Genomic DNA, 17,090 nt, shown 5'->3' with positions numbered 1-17,090 from the left:
GCCCGTATGGACTGGCCCCACGACCCCGACGGCGAGGAAGGCTCCGAGGGGATGCGCAAGTACGGGCAGGCGATACTCGCGAAGAAACTGGACGAAGAGGGAGACTTCCCCCTCTCGAAAGCCGACTTCGTCGAGGAACACGGCAACGAGCCGGTTCGACTGAACCACGAACGCGTCGTCAGCGTCGAGGACATCTTCGAACACGTCGAGGAAGACGAGTTCGAGGACATCGTCGCGTTCCACAAGGCCGTCGGTCGCGCGATGCGTTCGGCCGGCATGTGGGAAGTCGAGCTCTCGAAGGGCGTCTAACGTCGGCGACGCCCCCGTTTTCTCCGAGGCATGCCACGACGCTAGCACTGCCGTCGTGGATGGTAAGGCAAATACCGGCGCGTCGAGAACCCTCGGGCGTGACGAACACGCAGGTAACGCTCATCCAGATAGACAACTACGGACCGTGGACTGTCACGCCGGAGCCGCGGCGCGAAGTCGACCTCCAGACGCTGCAGTCGCGACTGTACGCCGACCTCTCGCAGTTGTTCGGCAACCGCGAAGGCTACGTCTTCTTCACCCGCTTCGACAACATGGTCGCGGTGACGAACGGCCTCGATGCCGACGACCACGCCCTGATTCAGGAATCCGTCGGAAACCGCTATCCGGTGTCGATTAGCCTGAGTACCGCCGTCGACGCTGCGCCGGCGGAGGCCCTCGGGGTCGCGACGGACCAACTGCAGGACGCCGGCAGCGCACAGGACCGCGGTCGGAGAGAGGTGCTCCGCGGCGACACGCTCGCTGACGACGACCGGACCGACGACGACGTCCAAATCGCTCACTTCGACGTCAACGACGCAACCGGGAAGTACACCGACCGCCTCAACGAGTTCGACTCCTTCATCAACATCGAACAGGGGTACGCAGAGCTGATGCGCTACATGCGGAAAGCACACGACTCGCTTTCGTTCTTCGTCGGTGGCGACAACATCATCGCCGTCTGCGATGCCGTCGACCGCGAGGGATACGCCGACGCCATCGAACACGTCCACGAGACCGTCGGGGTCGACCTGAAGGTCGGCGTCGGTACCGCCAGAACCGCCCAGTCGGCCGGCATGGCCGCCAAACACGCCCTTGAGACGTGTCGCGAGGAGAACACCGACGTGGAGTTCGGCCACTAATCACGGCTGTATCGCCGATAGTACTCCGCACATTGGACGACAGAACCACGGTAGAGGGGCGCATCTTTATAACGTATCAGTTTATATAAGAACCCGGTATGCAACGCAACGTACAACGGCGTGACGTGTTGAAGGGTGTTGGTGCAGCGGGTGCCACCATTACCCTCGCTGGCTGTCTCGGAGGCAACGGTGGCGGTAACGGCAATGGGAACGGCAACGGAAACGGTGGCCGAGCGCTCAAGCAGGGCGTCCTCCTGCCGCTGACCGGTGACCTCAGTAACCTCGGTCAGCCGATTCGCGACGGAGCCATTCTTCCGGCCGCCGAACTCGAAGGGGCGACCAACTACACTATCGACATCCAAGAGGAGGACACGGAGACGAACCCACAGGCGGGTATCTCCGGTGCTGACGCGCTCGTCGACGCCGGTTATCCGGCCGTCACGGGACCGGCGTCTTCCGGTGTGAACATCCAGGTAACCAAGCAGTCGCTCATTCCGAACTCGACGGTCGGCGTCTCGCCATCCTCGACGGCACCGGCCGTCACGAACCTCGACGACGACGACTACATCTTCCGAACCTGCCCCTCCGACGCCCTGCAGGGACAGGTCATTGCCCAAGTCGGTTCCGAGGAACTCGGCCAAAGCGACGCCGCGACGATGTACGTCAACAACGACTACGGCCAGGCGCTGTCGGAGTCGTTCACTGCCACCTTCGAAGAGGAGTACGACGGGGAAGTGAAGCAGCAGGTTTCCTTCGAACAACAGCAGAGTTCCTACTCCTCGCAGTTGGAGTCGGCGCTCAACGACAGCCCCGGAATGCTCGTCGTCATCGGCTACCCCGAATCCGGCAACCAGCTGTTCCGAGACTACTACAGCGACTTCGACTCCGGCGAGGACATCGTCGTCACCGACGGTCTCATCGACAACGAACTCCCGGACAACGTCGACAACGACATGGGCAACGTCACGGGGACGGCACCGAAGTCCAGCGGTCCCGGGCGGGAGGACTTCGACCAGCTCTACGAGGACGAATACGATCGCGCCCCCGGCGTCTTCAACGCCCACGCCTACGACGCGACGGCTGTCTGTCTGCTTGCCAACGTCTACGCGGGTGAAAACAGCGGGGAGGCGATTCGCGACAACATGCGAGCCGCCGCCAACCCCGAAGGCGAGGAGTTCGGTCCCGGCGAACTCGCGGAGGCCATCGAGGCCGCCGACGCCGGTGACGAGATTAACTACCAAGGCGCCTCATCGTCGGTCGACTTCGACGATAACGGCGACATGACTGCCGTCTCATACGGTATTTACGAGGTCGAGGACCGCGACTTCACCGAAGTCGACAGCGTCAACTTCGGCGGGTAATCCCGGAACACAAAAACCGACTTTTTTCGAGCGACAACGTCGCGAGAGCGTACTATCCGCCCAGGAACTCCTGTCGGACCTGCTGGTCGTTCAGGAGTGCCTCACCCGTGTCCATGAACCGGTTCTGCCCTTGAACGAGCACGTAGCCGCGGTCACAGCGACGTAGCGCCTCCTTGGCGTTCTGTTCGACCATTAGGACGGCCGTTCCCGCCTCGTTGATGCGGTCGATACGGTCGAACATGTCGTCGACGAGGTCGGGCGCCAACCCCGCCGAGGGCTCGTCGAGCATGAGCAAATCGGGGTCCAACATGAGCGCTCGCCCCATCGCGAGCATCTGCTGTTGGCCGCCCGACATCGTGCCGGCCTTCTGTCCCTTGCGCTCTTCGAGGATGGGAAACCGCTCAAACACCTCGTCGAGGCGCTCCTGCGGCACCTCGTCGAGGATGTACGCCCCCATTTCGAGGTTCTCCAGCACCGACAGCGACGAGAAGATATTGTCGGACTGGGGAACGTATCCCAATCCGAGGTGGATGATGTCCTCCGGCATCCGACCGGTGATGTCGCTGCCGTCGAACTCGACGGTACCGCCCATGACGTTCGTGAGCCCGAATATCGACTTCATCACCGTCGACTTCCCGGCACCGTTGGGGCCGACGATGGTGACGTATTCGCCGTCCTCGACGTTCATGTCGACCTCCTCGAGGATTTTGAGGTCACCGTAGCCGGCATCGAGGTCGCCAACCTCCAGGAGGCTGTCCTCGGACGTGGTGAAGTTCGTCGCGTTGACATCCGCGTCGGTTACGTCGCGTTGGTCGCCGGTGCCCGAACTCATACGTCCTCACCCAAGTATGCCTCGATGACCTGTTCGTTGTTCTTGATGTCCTCGGGTTCGCCCTCCGCGAGGAGTTTGCCCTGATGCATGACGATGACGCGTTCGCAGTTCTCCATGATGAGGTCCATGTCGTGTTCGACGAGCAGGAACGTGTATCCCTGCTCGCGTAAGTCGTGTACTCTGTCGAGTAGTTTCTCCTCCAGCGAGGGGTTGACGCCGGCGAACGGTTCGTCCAACAGCAGCATCTCAGGGTCGACCATCAGCGCACGCGCGAGTTCGAGCAGTTTCCGCTGGCCGCCCGAGAGGTTGCCCGCGTACTCCTCGGCGAGGTGGTCGATTTCGAAGAACTCCAGGGTTTCCCAGACTTCCTCTCGGAGGTCGGTTTCCTGGGCGACCACGTCGTCGCGGAGACCGGGCGTGACCGCGTTCACCAGTTTCTCGCCACGTTGACCGCGAGGGGCGAGCATCAGATTTTCGAGGACGGTCATCTCTTCGAGTTCTCGGGCAATCTGGAACGTCCGAACGAGACCACGGTTGGCGATTTCGTACGGCTTCAGGCCGGTGATATCCTCGCCTTGGAACAGCACCGCGCCCCCGTCGGCGTCGTGGACGCCCGTGATGCAGTTGAACGTCGTCGATTTGCCGGCGCCGTTGGGGCCGATGAGTCCGGTCAGCGACCCCTCCTCGACTTCGAAGGAAACGCCGTCGACGGCGGTGATGCCGCCGAATCGCTTTTCGAGTCCCTGAACCCGAAGTGGGAGTCCCCGCGGCGTCTCTTGGGCCGCCCGCTCGATGTCGCTGTCTTCGACCTCGGGTAGTTCGTCGGGGTCTTTACCCTGCGGGGCCGGTGTGTCGGTGGCGTCACTCATCCGACTCACCTCCGTCGGCCGCTGCCGACTCCCGATTCCGCGTCGTGCGGTCGCTGAGGTCGACACTCGAGGCGATTTCTTTCCGGTGGCCCAAGAGGCCATCCGAGCGGTTCTGCATCAGATACACCAACACCGCCCCGAGGAAGACGAACTTCAGCGTCGAGACGTTGTCGATGGTGTAGCCGAGCCACGCCAGCGGGTTCAACGACACCACGGCGGCGTAGAACGTGGTCGGCGACGGGAGCGACCCGAAGGCCGACGTGACGAGCGCCTCGACGATTCGGGCGAGTTGCCGGGGCCCCTCGAAGAGGAACGCGGCGAAGACAGCCCCGCCGATGACGCTGCCGGTGTTGGAACCGGCGCCGCCGACGATGAGCGCCGTGAAGATGTAGAAGGTCACTATCGGGCGGAACGTGTTGGGGTTGACGAAGCCGAACGAACCCTGCCAGAGGATGCCGCCGAGACCCATCAGCGCACAGCCGACCATGAACACCTTGACTTTGAACCAGCGGGTGTCCTTGCCGAGCGATTGGGCGACGAGTTCGTCCTCCCGAATCGCCTTCAGGACGCGCCCGAACGGCGAGTTGCCGATACGGACCAACAACACGTAGTACAGCGTCACGACGACGACCAGCAGGAAAAACGAGTACGTGGCGCCGTCGACGACGCTGGAGTTGACGCCGACCGACTCGGCGGCAGCGTAGACGGTCGACCCCAACGCGTTGGGGTCTCCGCTCGGACCGTACAGCAGGTCACCCAGCGACGTGGTCGAATAGAGGAAATCAGCGGGCGAGGACGTCGGCGTGTTGATGCCCTGTCCACCACCCGTGCCGAACTGGATGCCGAAAATATCGACGACGTTGTAGCCGCTCGCTTCGGGGTCCTGCACCGTTCCGGCGAAGTAACTCGCGTTGAGCACGAGGCGGATGATTTCGGAGAAGCCGACGGTGACGATTGCGAGGTAATCCGCATCGAGTTGCAGCGCCGGAAGCGCCGCGAGTCCGCCGACGATGGCGGTGATGGCGACGGCGCCGACGATTGCGACCGGAATCGGGAGTCCGAGGCCGGGCGGCGAACCGGTCGTCGGGGCCGCCAGAATCGACATCGAGTAGACGCCGACGGCCATGAATCCGGCGATACCGATGTTGAACAGGCCGGTGTATCCCCAATGGAGGTTCAACGCCAGGGCCATGATGGCGTACACCGCGATGAGGAAGGTGATGTTCTGGAGGCTGTTTGCGACCGCTGGCAGTATCGCCGCGTTGTTCGTGACCGCGAGGAACGTTTGGGCGAGGACGTAGAGTAGGTAAGTAAAAACCAAGACGCCGGCGATGAGTTGGGTGTCGCTTTCTTTGACGGAGTCGGGAACGGCTCCCCACGCACGTTGTGCGACGCTCATGCTGTTTTCACCCCGCCGAAGAGACCTTCGGGTCGGTACAGCAACACGAGAATCATCACGGAGAACGCCGCCACACGAGCGAAGTCGGAGGGAATCCACACGAGCGAGATGCGGGAGGCGATGCCGATGATGATGCCGCCGGCCATCGCACCGTAGACACTCCCGATACCGCCCAAGATGACGCCAGCGAAGATGAGAAGGAGGAGCCGCCAACCGATGTTGAAACTGAGCGTTCCGCGTTCGAGGACGATGAGGAAGCCCGCGATGCCGGCGAGTGCGCCGCCGATAATCCACGTCGCGCGGATGACTCGTTCGGTGGGAATACCGGTGACCTGTGCGAGGTCCTTGTTGTCGGCCATCGCACGCATCGCTTTGCCGAGTTTCGTCCGCTGGAGCAGGAAGTGAATGCCGAACATCAACACGATGGCTGCGACGATGAGCGTCCCTTCGTGGAGGTTCAGCGGAATCGTCCCATCACCAGTCGGAATCGACACCTGTGGAATCGAGCCGGTAGCGGTCACGCCCCGCGAGCCGGTCCCGAAGATGAACACGATGGCGTAGCGAAGTGCCAGCGCGACCCCAATGGACGCGATGAGGAGCGGGATGCCACCCTTGTCACGCATCGGTCGGTACACGATACGGTCGAGGAACAGGGCGGTGGCTACGGCCCCGAGTCCCGCGAGGATGATGCCGACGACGATTGCCAGTGGCGAACTGAACGCCGAGACGAGCGATGGCGCCTGAATCATTAGGAGTCGGCCGATGGGTTCCTCGACACCCAACGTGAACGCGCCGACGAGGTACGCCGCAATCCAGCCGCTGAACGCGCCGGTGGTGACGTAGTCGCCGTGTGCGAAGTTCGCGAAGTTGAGAATGCTGTAGGTCATCGAGAGTCCGACGCCGGCGAGACCGACGACGAGGCCGACGATTAACCCGTCGAGAAGGAATCGACCGAACGTAGAGACGGCGAGCGTTCCGCCGATAACCTCTACGCCCATCAGTTCGACCGGGACGTTCGCAAGCCGTAACACGAGGTCGACGAACAGATACAGGAGTGCGACCCCGAGTAGGGCCACTGCCGGTCGTTCGATGAGGAGCCGTCTACCACCCGAGTATGTCTCAGCTACGTCCATGACTCTGTTTCACGCAGTACCTTCGGAATCGGAGCACTAAATAAACCGGCGGTACCGACCAACGCGGTTGTAATGAACCCTCGGAGATGGACGGCAGTCGACGGTACTCGACGGCAACAGACGACGCCGGCAGCGAGTGGGGTTGGGGGAGAACAAAACGCCTATGCGGGCGCCGTGGGCACGGGGAGGTATGATACGGACGCTCGACGACCTCGACGCCGAGGGGAAGGCGCTCGGGGTTCGCGTCGACATCAACAGTCCGCTCGACGAGGGTGGACTCGCCGACGACGCCCGAATTCGCGCCCACGTCGACACCATCGAGGAGCTGTGTCGCCGTGGTGCGCGCGTCGCCTTGCTCGCCCACCAGGGTCGACCCGGCGGCGAGGACTTCTCGGACCTCTCGACCCATGCCGAGCGGTTGGACGACCTCCTCGAAGTGCCGGTCGGCTACTGCGACGCCACGTTCACCGCGGCCGCACGCGATCGCGTCGCCGACCTCGATGACGGCGAGGCCGTCCTCCTTGAGAACACCCGTTTTTACTCCGAGGAGTACATGTCTTTCGACCCCGCCGAAGCCGCCGAGACGTATCTCGTCGAGAAACTCGTCCCCGCACTCGACGCCTACGTCAACGACGCCTTCGCGGCCTCTCACCGTCGGCAACCCTCTATCGTCGGCTTTCCGAAAGTACTCCCCTCTTATGCCGGCCGCGTCATGGAACGCGAACTGGACGTGCTCGGCAACATCTCCGAGAGCCCGGAACCGCGCGTGTACGTCCTCGGCGGCGCGAAGGTGGACGACTCCATCGAAGTCGCTCGGTCGGTGCTCGAACGGGGCCTCGCCGATGCGGTGCTCACCGCCGGCATCGTCGGCAACGCCTTCTTACTCGCCGACGGCGTCTCTCTCGGGGCGGCCTCGGCGGCCGTCGTCAACGAGCGGAGCCACGAAGCCGTCAAGGGCGCTGGCGACCTGCTCGACGACTTCAGCCACCGCATCTACATGCCACGGGACGTGGCAATCGAACGCAACGGCGAGCGCGTCGAACTCGACCTCGAGGACCTCCCTGCCGAGAACCCCGCGATGGACATCGGTGCTCGAACGCTGGCGGCCTACGCTGACATCCTCGAAGACTCTGGGACAGCCATTCTCAACGGCCCCGCGGGCGTCTACGAGGACGAACGCTTCGAGGTGGGCACCCGAGAACTGTACACCGCATCCACACGCTCGGAGATGAGTATCGTCGGCGGTGGCGACACGGCCGCTGCGCTGCGGCGACTCGGCGTCGATGGGTTCGACCACGTCTCGACCGGCGGCGGCGCCGCACTCAACATGCTCACTGGCGGGTCGCTCATCGGCGTCGACGTGTTGAACGACCAGTCGTGACCGGGGCGTGTCCGTCGGACGTGACCGTCGGTGGTGCCGAAAGCGACGACGCCGCCCGACTGGCCGATATCTGGGTCGACCTCGCGACGGACCAGCGGGCACACGGTTCGAATCTCCTTCCGGCGGAGAACCGCAACCGAGTCCGCGAAGCGATGCTCCAGCACGTCGTCACGGATACGGTTCTGGTGGCTCGACGAGAGGGCGCCATCGTCGGATTCGTCACGTTCGGGCGGGAAACCGAACACTACGAACAGGACGTCCACCGCGGCGTCGTTCACAACATCTACGTCACCGAGGGCAACCGCGGGGAGGGAATCGGGACCGCACTGCTCGCCCGCGCGGAGGCGGCGCTTTCGGAGATGGGCGTCGACGCCGTCGCGCTGCAGTCGATGGCGAAAAACGACGCCGCCCGTCGGTTCTACCGACGGCACGGATACCACCCCCACCGAATCGAGTTCGAAAAGCCGACCGAAAGCGACACTCTCACTACGGGCGACGAATAAGACGCGAATGCGCCAGGGGAGCTTGGGTGGTTCAAGCACCCGACTTGTAATCGGGAGTTCGAGGGTTCAAATCCCTCCCCTGGCTCTTTTGACGGGACGAAGCGACATCGGAAAGCCACAGCTCGGGAAGTAACGGAGCGAGGACCGCGAACGGAGGCGGACCGTCTCCGGGCGAACCCGGAGCGGTCGGACGCCGACGGCAGCACGACGGTGGTAATGGTTATCCGTAGTGTCGGCGCCCATCGTTCATTAGGACCCGGGCAGCCTAATTCCCTTGCCACGTATTGACGGGTCCTTAAACGTATCTGCTCGGTCAGGGCGGAACCGGACCGGTTTTGAACGCGGCCGACGGAATCGACGGTATGACAGCGGACGACGACGAACCGGAGATACCCATCGTCTGTTCGGACTGCGGGACGCGGACGAAGATACCGTTCTCGGAGGTCGAAGACGCGGTCGCACGCCACAACGAACAGCTACACGGCGGCGACGCCGTCGCGGAGGTCGACCCCGACGTGTTCGACCAACTGGCCGACTACGTCGCCGACGACCTCGGATTGTTGGAGTAGTCGGGTCGGTTGCTCCTCGGCCGTTCTCAGGCCGTGAAAACGCGAGAGACCCTTAACGGACTCCGGAACCAATCGTCGCGTATGCATCTGGCGGCGAAGGCTGGGTTGTTCGTGCTCACGGCCGTGGTCGTAGCGTCGGTCCTCCTCGCGGTGACGTATCTCGGAACGACGCTCTCCTGAAAACGGGGCCCGTTGAGCGGTCACGTCGGCGAGCGTCTGGACGCCCCGGATTTCGAATCTGGCGCCGCCGTTGGCACCCTCGGTTGCGGAGATTTCCCAGCCATGGGCCTCGGCGATGCTCTGGACGATAGCGAGGCCGAGTCCGGTGCCGTCGTCGCCGGTCGTGTAGCCGGCCTCGAAAATCTCGTCGCGTTTGTGTTCGGGGATTCCGGGGCCATCGTCTTCGACGTAGAATCCCTCATCGTCGCCGAGCATCCCGACGTGAATCGTGGCGTCGTCACCGCCGTGTTCGATGGCGTTTCGGAAGAGGTTCTCGAACAGTCGCCGGAGGCGTTCGCTGTCGGCGGTCACGGCCGGCAGATCGTCGTACTCGACCTCTGCCCACATCTCGTCGAGGCTTCCCCACGCGAGTTGGACGACCTCTTCGAGTTCGACGCGCTCGAACTCGTCGACGTCCTTGCCCTGTCGGGCCAGCGTCAACACTTCCTCGATGAGCCGTTCCATCCGTTCGAGTGACTCCTCGGCGGTTTCGAGTTGGTCGGCGTCGTCTTCGCGGCTCTTTGCCATTCCGATATTGCCGATGGCGACGTTCAGCGGGTTCCGGAGGTCGTGGCTGACGACCGACGCGAACGCCTCCAGTTGCTTGGTTCGCCGTTCGAGTCCTTCGATGTGTTCGCGCTCCTCGCTGCGGTCGGCGAGAACGAGGACGTAGCCGAGCAGCGACTCCTCGCCTTCCACCGCCGAGAGGGTGCCCGACCCGTAGAACGTCGTTCCGTCGGCGCGCAGGAACGCGCCGTCGAGGTCGACGCCGTCGGTTCGGAGCGCCCGCTGGAGGTGCTGTTTGGCCTCCTTGTCATCGTCTTCGGGGTACAGCGCATCGAGCCGAGCGCCGACGATATCGGCATTGGCGTATCCGAATATCTCGGTGGCACCGTCGCTCCACTCCTCGATGTACCCTTCGGGGTCCAGTCGGGCGACGGCGAATCCGTGTGCGGTGTCGAGCGTCTCTTCGGCGACCGTTACCCGTTCGGAGAGGTCTTCGACGGTGTTTCTGCGCCTGGTGTCGACGAACGCGGCGGCGGCGGCGCCCGCGGTGCCGACCGAGGCGACGGCAGCGACGACCAAAAGCGGGTCCAGCGGGGCGCCGAACGCCCGGGTTCGAAGCAACACGGCATCTGCCGCCCCACCGACCGCGATACCGCCGACGACGGTCCACAGGAGGATGCGACCCGCGTCGCCGGAGAGCGTGGTGACGCGGTAGCCCAGCGTCAACAGCACGCCGCCGGCGAGAAACATCGGTGCGAGCGCGAGCACGAAAATCGGGTCGATAGTCTCGGCGGCCGTGGCTCGCTGTCCAGCCACGCCGATGGCGACGACGCCACCGAGTGCCAGCAGGATACCGACCGGAACTGCATCCAAAGAGCGTCCCATCGAGACGTGTTTCCGAGCCCATACGGTATAATGGCTCGCATCAGATAGCGATTCGACCCGGTCTCCAAGCGGTCGAAAGGGCTTTTCGCCACCGGGTTCCTCCAACGGTATGGTTGAACCGACGGTCCAGTTGGTCGCCGCCGTCGCGGTGGGAGCCCTCGCCGTGGGTGTCGCCGGCTGGGTGAAGAGCCTCCCCATCTCGGAGGCGACGGTCCCCGCGACGGGACCGTGGACCGTCGCTGCCGGCGGTGTCGTCGTCGCCGCAGAAGTCGGCGTCTACGACGGAGTGCCGTACGTCACGGTACCGACGCTGTTGGTGAGCCTTCTCGTCGTCGCGCTGGGAATCTGGCTTGCCTTCACCGGAATCGCGCAACTTCGGAAGCGACCACACAGCGAGCGCTATCTCGCGGCGTCGGGAACCGGCACAGCGGTGGTCGTCGTCGGTTCGCTGTTGTTCACCGCATCCGACGTGACGCCGGTGCGTCTCGCATGGATTGCGTTGGCCGTCGTCGTCGCCCCCGTCGTCGCCGTCGGACCCTACTTCGTGCTGTCGTTGGTCTACACCGACGCAGTCGCCCAGCTTCGGTTCGCGGGGCTGTACGCGGTCACAGCCGTCGTCTTCGATGGCGTCGCCTCGGCCATCGCCACGGAGACGCTCGGAACCGGCCGTGAAGCGCTCGTGACCTCGGGACTGTCCCTCGCCGTCGGGACGGTCAGGGTCTCGCCGTCGGGCTGGCAACTCCTCGCGGCACACGCACTGGTCGGCGTCGTCGCCGTCGCGGCTCTCGGCCGAATCGGACGGTGGCGACTCAGCGTGGGCTACGCCGGCACAGCCGTCCTGTCGGTCATTGCGTTGGGGTCCGGGACGACCGTCCTGCTTACGTCGGCGTTGTTCGGATAGTGACTCATTATCCGTGGTGGCGTCGATGGGGCGGTTTCTTGACCGCGGCGACCGATGCAGCGACAACGCATGCAGATACGAGATTCGGTCGGAACCGGGTTCGCGCTCCTCGTCGGGGCGTTGGTCGGCGTCGTCCTCTCGGCGCCCGCCCTGCCACGGACGGTTCCGTTCGGCGTGACCACGGTCACGGTGAGTCCTGCGAGCGCCGCGCTGTTGGCCGGGTCGTTCGTGGTCTTGGTCGTTCCGATGGTTATGCTCCTGCTGTACTTGCTCGTCGCCGGAAGCGAACGATGACGCGGGCGCGAAGCCTCGGACTCTTCGTCGCGCTAGCGGGACTGTGGGGTCTGTCCTTCCCGGCGATTCGTGCCGGCCTGTCGTCGCTGCCGCCGCTTTTGTTCGCTGCGGTCCGATACGATGTTGGCGGGGTGCTCCTTTTGGCCTTCCTCGTCATCCGTGGCATCGAGTGGCGACCGCGGACACGGGAGGACGGCCTCGCCATCCTCGTCGCCGGGGCGTTTCTCATCGCTGGCAACAGCCTGCTGTTCGTCGGCCAGCTTTCGATACCCAGCGGTATCGCCTCGATTCTGTACGGTCTCATCCCCATCTTGACGACGGGGTTCGCCGCGGCGTTCCGCCCGGAGGAACCAATCGGCATCCGACGAATTGCCGGCGTGGTCGTCGGCCTCCTCGGTGTCGCCGTCATCGCCCGACCGGACCCCACGAACCTCCTCACTGGCGAACTCGTCGGGATGGCGTTCGTCGTCGCCGCGGCCGGAAGCGTCGCGTGGGGGAGCGTCCTCCTGCGGGCTCGGCGTCCGACGCTCGGCACCGCCGGAATGACCGCGTGGGCGATGGTCGTCGGCGGCCTCATGCTCCACGGTGGAAGCCTCGCCGTCGGTGAGCGTGTCGCGGACGTGACGCCGTCGCTCGTCGCAATCGGCGCCGTCGTCTACCTCGGCGTCTTCGCCAGTGCCATCGCCTACGTCATCTACTTCACGTTGCTCGCTCGCTTCGGTCCGCTGGAAATCAACCTCGTCTCCTACGTCGTCCCGGTGTTCGCGACGGCAGGGGGCGTCGTCCTGCTCGACGAGACGGTGTCGCTGCCGATGATCGGTGGATTTGTCCTCATTACGGCCGGCTTCGTCGTTCTAAAGGCTCGAACCATCGCTGAAGAACTCGGTAGACAAAGGTGAGTATCAACCGCGAACAGCGAACTACTCGAGGAGTCTAAAGTCGTTGCTGCCACACTGGCAGTTGGGGTTCCCGACAGCGTGGACGCTCCCACCAGGTCTGACTTCCACCGGTTGGATGGAATCGCAGTTCTCACAGATGCCGATTCCATGCCTCGCTTCGTCGGTACTCGACATACGCACATCAACTCGGTCCGCCATCTAAGTGATGTGTTATCATACACCGTCCGAGTCCGGCAGAAAATTTAAATAACAGAATGGACTCCCGGAAAACTCGGGGCGAAAAAGAACGGAGAACTGCTGCCTCAGTCGAGAACGACCAGCGGGTCGCCCTGATTAACCGACTGTCCCTCCTCGATGGCGACCTCCGTGACCGTGCCGCCGAGTTCGGCGATGACGTCGTTTTCCATCTTCATCGCCTCAAGCACGCAGATGACGTCACCGGATTCGACGGTGTCGCCCTCCGCGACGTTCACTTCGAGAATGGTTCCCTGCATCTCGGCGTTGACGACCTCGCCTTCCGCGGAGACTGCGGGGGCGCTACCGCCGCCACCGCCTCCGCCACCGCCTCCGCCGCCTCCGCCAGCGGCGCCCGGTGCGGGACGGGCCGCGGCCATCTCGGCGCGCTCTTCGAGGTTCACCTGGAAGCGCTTGCCGTTGACCTCGACGGTGAACTCACGCTCGACGACCTCCTCGTCGGTCTCGCTTTCGGTGTCACCGGTGCCCCACTTCTCTTGGGCCTCGTCGAGGCGGTCGCGGTCGAGGTGGTGGTCGAGGTACTTCGTCGTGTGGGTGCCCGCGGTGAACTCGTCGTCGTCCAACATGAGCCGGTGGAACGGGATGATGGTCGGGATACCCTCGATGTCGTACTCGGCGAGTGCCCGCGCAGAGCGGGCGAAACACTCCTCGCGGTCCTCGCCGTGGACGATGAGTTTCGCTATCATCGAGTCGTAGTCGGTGACGAGGTCGTCGCCCTGTCGGGCCGCGTCGTCGAGTCGAACGCCGATACCGCCCGGCGGGTCGTACACTTCGAGTTCCCCGCCCGAGGCGGGCGCGAAGTCGTCGGCGGCGTTCTCGGCGTTGATGCGGTACTCGATGGCGTGGCCTTCGAGTTCCACGTCGTCCTGTTCGAAGGTCAGCTCCTCGCCAGCGGCGACCCGCAGTTGCCACTTGACGATGTCGATGCCCGTCAACTCCTCGGTGACACAGTGTTCGACCTGAATCCGAGTGTTGACTTCGAGGAAGTAGAAGTTCGCGTCCGGACCGAGCAGTTCGCCGTCCTCGCGGTCCTCTTCCTCGACGAGGAACTCGAAGGTACCGGCGTTGTAGTAGTCGGCCTCGTCGGCGCCGCGGCGGGCGGCCTCGCCGATTTTCTCTCGGAGTTCATCCGAGAGTGCCGGCGAGGGGCCCTCCTCGATGACCTTCTGGTGGCGGCGCTGGAGCGAACAGTCACGCTCGCCGAGATGGCGGACGTTGCCGTGTTCGTCGGCGAGAATCTGTACCTCGATGTGTCGAGGTTCCTCGAGGTACCGCTCGAGATAGACTGAGTCGTTGTCGAAGTACGCCTCACCCTCTCGCTTGGCGGTTTCGAGTTGCTCCTCGGCCTCGTCGGGGTCGCGGACGATTTTCATCCCGCGGCCACCACCGCCGCCTTCGGCCTTGATGGCGATTGGGTAGCCGTTCTCCTCGCCGAACTCGTGGACCTCCTCGACGGTGTCGACGGGGTCGGTCGTCCCGGGGACGATGGGCACGTCGGCAGCGTCCATCACCTTCCGGGCCTTCGTCTTCTCGCCGGCCTGCTCCATCGACTTCGAGGACGGGCCGACCCACGTGATTCCCTCGGTGTTTTCTACCTTCCCGGCGAATTCGGCGTTCTCCGCGAGGAACCCGTATCCGGGGTGGATGGCGTCGGCGTCGGCCTTCTCGGCGGCCTCGATGACGCCCTCGTGGTCGAGATACGAGTCGGCCGCACGCGCGGGGCCGATGTTGTACGCTTCGTCGGCGTAGCGGACGTGGCCGCTGTGTTTGTCGGCGTCGCTGTAGACGGCGACGGTGTCGACACCGAGGTCGTCGCAGGCGCGCATCACGCGCACCGCGATTTCACCCCGATTGGCGACGAGTACCTTATCGAACATCGTATACTGGTCCACCGACGGAGAACTTGTCATTCTATCGGTTTTCACGATTTTCAACACCACACTAATTTATCGTTTATTTGCGTACACCGCATCGACTACGGTGGTTTACGCGGCCCCTGTGTCGGTGTGTCGAAGGTCTGTCAGCGTACGAACAGTCAGCGGAACGGCATCCGTTCGGTGCGGCCGGCGGCGCTCCAGGCGTCGTCGGGAGCCCCCGCCGGCGTGCGGATTCGACGGCCCTGCAAGGAATCGACGCGGCCGCTGAATCGCCACCGCCGGTCGTTCCAGTCGGTCGTTTCCTCGTCGTCGCCGTCTTCGGCCGCGTTGACGTGAGCGCGGATGACGGCGGCGATGGCGGCGGCCTCGTCCTCGTTGGCGTCGTCGGGAACGTTCAGACGCATGCTCACAGCGGGATGTTGCCGTGTTTGCGGTCCGGCGTGTCCTTGCGTTTGGATTCGAGCATCTCGAGGTCGCGGATGAGTCGCGGCCGCGTCTCCTTCGGCTCCAACACGTCGTCGACGAATCCGCGCTCGGCCGCCGTGTATGGGTTGGCGAACTGGTCGCGGTACTCGTCGATGAGTTGCTGGCGACGGGCCTCGACATCGTCGGCGGCCGCCAGTTCGTCGTCGTAGAGGATGTTGACTGCACCCTTCGGACCCATCACCGCAATTTCGGCAGTGGGCCAGGCGTAGTTCACGTCGGCTTCGAGGTGCTTGGAGGCCATCACGTCGTAGGCGCCGCCGTAGGCCTTCCGGGTGATGACGGTCAAAAGCGGCACCGTCGCCTCGCTGAAGGCGTACAGCAACTTCGCGCCGTGTTTGATGATGCCGCCGTGTTCCTGGTCGGTGCCGGGCATGAAGCCGGGCACGTCGACGAACGTGACGATGGGAATGTTGAACGCATCACAGAACCGGACGAATCGGCCGCCTTTCAGCGAGGCGTCGATGTCCAGCGTGCCGGCGTTCACGCGCGGTTGATTGGCGACGACGCCGACCGAGCGGCCGTCGAGGCGGCCGAACCCGGTGACGAGGTTGCGGGCGTACCCCTCCGCGACTTCGAAGAAGGAATCTTCGTCGACGACGCGGTCGATGACGTCGACGATGTCGTAGGGTTTCTGCGGTTCGGCAGGCACCACGTTGGCCAATTCTTCGTCGCGGCGCTCGGGGTCGTCCCACGGTTCGACCCGCGGCGGGTCCTCGACGTTGTTCGAGGGGAGATACGACAGCAGGTATCGGATGTCGTCGAGTGCTTCCTTCTCGGCGGCCGACGAGAAGTGTGCGACACCGGATTCCTTGGTGTGCGTAGACGCCCCGCCCAACTCCTCGAAGCCGACCTCCTCGCCGGTGACCGTCTCGATGACGTCGGGACCGGTGATGAACATGTGGCTGGTCTCCTCGACCATGAAGATGAAGTCCGTAATCGCGGGCGAGTACACCGCGCCGCCGGCACACGGCCCCATGATGGCCGAAATCTGGGGGACGACGCCGCTTGCCTTCTGATTGCGGTGGAAGATGTCGGCGTACCCAGCCAGTGAGTCGATACCCTCCTGAATTCGGGCACCGGCGGAGTCGTTCAGGCCGATGATGGGCGCGCCGGTTTCGACGGCACGGTCCATCACCTTACACACTTTCTCGGCGAAGGCCTCGCCGAGCGAGCCCCCGAACATGGTGAAGTCGTGTGCGAAGACGAACACCTGTCGGCCGTCGACTTCGCCGTAGCCGGTGACGACGCCGTCGCCGTAGGGCTGGTTTTCCTCCATGTCGAAGTTCGTACAGCGGTGGGTTTTCAGCTGGTCGAACTCCTCGAAGGTGCCGTCGTCGAGGAAGTACTCGATTCGCTCGCGAGCGGTAAGCTTCCCCTTTTCGTGTTGTTTGGCGATGCGCTCCTCGCCACCGCCCTTCTCGGCGTCCCGTTTCAGCTCGCGTAGTTCCTCGATCTTGTCGTCCATTGTCAACCCAGTTGGCGGGAAAACGTGGAGCCACGAAAAAGGGTTTCCGCTATCGGGACAGCGGCGACCCGAATGCGTTCACGAGT

General features: G+C 63.9%; 18 protein-coding genes and 1 tRNA gene. 10 read left to right on the top strand and 9 right to left on the bottom strand.

Annotated elements, in window-relative coordinates; translation table 11 throughout:
* Nucleotides 1-6 precede the first annotated feature (6 nt).
* The 3 genes from NMP98_RS03065 (at nt 7) to NMP98_RS03055 (ending at nt 2,530) form a co-directional block, all read left to right on the top strand.
* A complete protein-coding gene (locus tag NMP98_RS03065) occupies nt 7-309 on the top strand; it encodes a DUF5785 family protein (RefSeq protein ID WP_254860092.1) in 303 nt (100 codons plus the stop codon).
* A gap of 98 nt (nt 310-407) precedes the next feature.
* Nucleotides 408-1,169 carry a GTP cyclohydrolase III gene (locus NMP98_RS03060; protein WP_254860091.1) on the top strand — a complete coding sequence of 254 codons (762 nt, stop codon included), beginning with the start codon at nt 408-410 and terminating at the stop codon, nt 1,167-1,169.
* A gap of 98 nt (nt 1,170-1,267) precedes the next feature.
* A complete protein-coding gene (locus NMP98_RS03055; RefSeq protein ID WP_254860090.1) occupies nt 1,268-2,530 on the top strand; it encodes an ABC transporter substrate-binding protein in 1,263 nt (420 codons plus the stop codon).
* Nucleotides 2,531-2,582: 52 nt separating this feature from the next.
* Here NMP98_RS03055 and NMP98_RS03050 read toward each other — a convergent pair whose 3' ends face one another.
* From NMP98_RS03050 to NMP98_RS03035, 4 genes are read right to left on the bottom strand one after another with little or no spacing between them, the layout of a single operon-like run.
* The gene (locus NMP98_RS03050) at nt 2,583-3,362 is read right to left on the bottom strand and encodes an ABC transporter ATP-binding protein (RefSeq protein WP_254860089.1); all 780 of its coding nucleotides are present in this window, start codon (nt 3,360-3,362) and stop codon (nt 2,583-2,585) included.
* Nucleotides 3,359-4,231, bottom strand: a complete 873-nt coding sequence (locus tag NMP98_RS03045; protein ID WP_254860088.1) for an ABC transporter ATP-binding protein — start codon at nt 4,229-4,231, stop codon at nt 3,359-3,361. The genes NMP98_RS03050 and NMP98_RS03045 overlap by 4 nt, the downstream gene beginning before the upstream one ends.
* Entirely contained in the window at nt 4,224-5,630 is a 1,407-nt protein-coding gene (locus NMP98_RS03040) for a branched-chain amino acid ABC transporter permease (protein WP_254860087.1), read from the bottom strand. The genes NMP98_RS03045 and NMP98_RS03040 overlap by 8 nt, the downstream gene beginning before the upstream one ends.
* Nucleotides 5,627-6,763: a branched-chain amino acid ABC transporter permease gene (locus NMP98_RS03035; protein ID WP_254860086.1), complete on the bottom strand. Its 1,137-nt coding sequence runs from the start codon at nt 6,761-6,763 to the stop codon at nt 5,627-5,629. The genes NMP98_RS03040 and NMP98_RS03035 overlap by 4 nt, the downstream gene beginning before the upstream one ends.
* 190 nt (nt 6,764-6,953) lie before the next feature.
* Between NMP98_RS03035 and NMP98_RS03030 the strand changes: the two genes are divergently transcribed.
* The 4 genes from NMP98_RS03030 to NMP98_RS03015 all read left to right on the top strand — a co-directional run bounded on the left by NMP98_RS03030 (nt 6,954) and on the right by NMP98_RS03015 (nt 9,216).
* Nucleotides 6,954-8,144, top strand: a complete 1,191-nt coding sequence (locus NMP98_RS03030; RefSeq protein ID WP_254860085.1) for a phosphoglycerate kinase — start codon at nt 6,954-6,956, stop codon at nt 8,142-8,144.
* Nucleotides 8,141-8,647, top strand: coding sequence for a GNAT family N-acetyltransferase (locus NMP98_RS03025; RefSeq protein ID WP_411911631.1), 507 nt, complete (start codon nt 8,141-8,143; stop codon nt 8,645-8,647). Before NMP98_RS03030 ends, NMP98_RS03025 begins: the two co-directional genes overlap by 4 nt.
* Before the next feature lie 11 nt (nt 8,648-8,658).
* Nucleotides 8,659-8,732, top strand: a tRNA-Thr gene (locus NMP98_RS03020).
* Nucleotides 8,733-9,009: 277 nt separating this feature from the next.
* Nucleotides 9,010-9,216, top strand: a complete 207-nt coding sequence (locus NMP98_RS03015; RefSeq protein ID WP_254860084.1) for a DUF8149 family protein — start codon at nt 9,010-9,012, stop codon at nt 9,214-9,216.
* On the opposite strand, the gene NMP98_RS03010 is transcribed toward NMP98_RS03015, so the two are convergent.
* The gene (locus NMP98_RS03010) at nt 9,124-10,827 is read right to left on the bottom strand and encodes a two-component system sensor histidine kinase NtrB (protein WP_254860083.1); all 1,704 of its coding nucleotides are present in this window, start codon (nt 10,825-10,827) and stop codon (nt 9,124-9,126) included. The genes NMP98_RS03015 and NMP98_RS03010 overlap by 93 nt on opposite strands.
* A gap of 109 nt (nt 10,828-10,936) precedes the next feature.
* Here NMP98_RS03010 and NMP98_RS03005 point away from each other — a divergent pair, with 109 nt between their 5' ends.
* Genes NMP98_RS03005 through NMP98_RS02995 form a run of 3 tightly spaced genes read left to right on the top strand, consistent with a single transcriptional unit; the run spans nt 10,937 to nt 12,921 of the window.
* Entirely contained in the window at nt 10,937-11,728 is a 792-nt protein-coding gene (locus tag NMP98_RS03005) for a hypothetical protein (protein ID WP_254860082.1), read from the top strand.
* Between the two features lie 54 nt (nt 11,729-11,782).
* Complete coding sequence (locus NMP98_RS03000; RefSeq protein WP_254860081.1) at nt 11,783-12,022, top strand: hypothetical protein; 240 nt, start codon at nt 11,783-11,785, stop codon at nt 12,020-12,022.
* Nucleotides 12,019-12,921, top strand: a complete 903-nt coding sequence (locus NMP98_RS02995) for a DMT family transporter (protein WP_254860080.1) — start codon at nt 12,019-12,021, stop codon at nt 12,919-12,921. Before NMP98_RS03000 ends, NMP98_RS02995 begins: the two co-directional genes overlap by 4 nt.
* Before the next feature lie 21 nt (nt 12,922-12,942).
* On the opposite strand, the gene NMP98_RS02990 is transcribed toward NMP98_RS02995, so the two are convergent.
* The 4 genes from NMP98_RS02990 to NMP98_RS02975 all read right to left on the bottom strand — a co-directional run bounded on the left by NMP98_RS02990 (nt 12,943) and on the right by NMP98_RS02975 (nt 17,004).
* On the bottom strand, nt 12,943-13,095 hold the full coding sequence (locus NMP98_RS02990) for a hypothetical protein (RefSeq protein ID WP_254860079.1): 153 nt from the start codon (nt 13,093-13,095) through the stop codon (nt 12,943-12,945).
* A 128-nt stretch (nt 13,096-13,223) separates the two neighbouring features.
* Nucleotides 13,224-15,053: an acetyl/propionyl/methylcrotonyl-CoA carboxylase subunit alpha gene (locus NMP98_RS02985; protein WP_254860078.1), complete on the bottom strand. Its 1,830-nt coding sequence runs from the start codon at nt 15,051-15,053 to the stop codon at nt 13,224-13,226.
* A gap of 158 nt (nt 15,054-15,211) precedes the next feature.
* The gene (locus NMP98_RS02980; RefSeq protein WP_254861289.1) at nt 15,212-15,457 is read right to left on the bottom strand and encodes a DUF8022 family protein; all 246 of its coding nucleotides are present in this window, start codon (nt 15,455-15,457) and stop codon (nt 15,212-15,214) included.
* Between the two features lie 2 nt (nt 15,458-15,459).
* Nucleotides 15,460-17,004, bottom strand: coding sequence for an acyl-CoA carboxylase subunit beta (locus NMP98_RS02975; protein ID WP_411911615.1), 1,545 nt, complete (start codon nt 17,002-17,004; stop codon nt 15,460-15,462).
* Nucleotides 17,005-17,090: the final 86 nt, after the last annotated feature.

It is taken from the genome of Natronomonas gomsonensis (assembly GCF_024300825.1).
Taxonomy (GTDB): domain Archaea; phylum Halobacteriota; class Halobacteria; order Halobacteriales; family Haloarculaceae; genus Natronomonas; species Natronomonas gomsonensis.
This window is presented reverse-complemented; position numbering and strand designations above follow the sequence as displayed.

What these genes read in the sequence shown, in the direction of transcription:
- NMP98_RS03010 (WP_254860083.1), bottom strand. Translation starts at nt 10,827, where the DNA reads ATGGGACGCTCTTTGGATGCAGTTCCGGTCGGTATCCTGCTGGCACTC.
- NMP98_RS03000 (WP_254860081.1), top strand. Translation starts at nt 11,783, where the DNA reads ATGCAGCGACAACGCATGCAGATACGAGATTCGGTCGGAACCGGGTTC.
- NMP98_RS03040 (WP_254860087.1), bottom strand. Translation starts at nt 5,630, where the DNA reads ATGAGCGTCGCACAACGTGCGTGGGGAGCCGTTCCCGACTCCGTCAAA.
- NMP98_RS03065 (WP_254860092.1), top strand. Translation starts at nt 7, where the DNA reads ATGGACTGGCCCCACGACCCCGACGGCGAGGAAGGCTCCGAGGGGATG.
- NMP98_RS02975 (WP_411911615.1), bottom strand. Translation starts at nt 17,004, where the DNA reads ATGGACGACAAGATCGAGGAACTACGCGAGCTGAAACGGGACGCCGAG.
- NMP98_RS03035 (WP_254860086.1), bottom strand. Translation starts at nt 6,763, where the DNA reads ATGGACGTAGCTGAGACATACTCGGGTGGTAGACGGCTCCTCATCGAA.
- NMP98_RS02995 (WP_254860080.1), top strand. Translation starts at nt 12,019, where the DNA reads ATGACGCGGGCGCGAAGCCTCGGACTCTTCGTCGCGCTAGCGGGACTG.
- NMP98_RS03055 (WP_254860090.1), top strand. Translation starts at nt 1,268, where the DNA reads ATGCAACGCAACGTACAACGGCGTGACGTGTTGAAGGGTGTTGGTGCA.
- NMP98_RS03030 (WP_254860085.1), top strand. Translation starts at nt 6,954, where the DNA reads ATGATACGGACGCTCGACGACCTCGACGCCGAGGGGAAGGCGCTCGGG.
- NMP98_RS02980 (WP_254861289.1), bottom strand. Translation starts at nt 15,457, where the DNA reads ATGCGTCTGAACGTTCCCGACGACGCCAACGAGGACGAGGCCGCCGCC.
- NMP98_RS03015 (WP_254860084.1), top strand. Translation starts at nt 9,010, where the DNA reads ATGACAGCGGACGACGACGAACCGGAGATACCCATCGTCTGTTCGGAC.
- NMP98_RS03050 (WP_254860089.1), bottom strand. Translation starts at nt 3,362, where the DNA reads ATGAGTTCGGGCACCGGCGACCAACGCGACGTAACCGACGCGGATGTC.
- NMP98_RS02985 (WP_254860078.1), bottom strand. Translation starts at nt 15,053, where the DNA reads ATGTTCGATAAGGTACTCGTCGCCAATCGGGGTGAAATCGCGGTGCGC.
- NMP98_RS03005 (WP_254860082.1), top strand. Translation starts at nt 10,937, where the DNA reads ATGGTTGAACCGACGGTCCAGTTGGTCGCCGCCGTCGCGGTGGGAGCC.
- NMP98_RS03045 (WP_254860088.1), bottom strand. Translation starts at nt 4,231, where the DNA reads ATGAGTGACGCCACCGACACACCGGCCCCGCAGGGTAAAGACCCCGAC.
- NMP98_RS02990 (WP_254860079.1), bottom strand. Translation starts at nt 13,095, where the DNA reads ATGTCGAGTACCGACGAAGCGAGGCATGGAATCGGCATCTGTGAGAAC.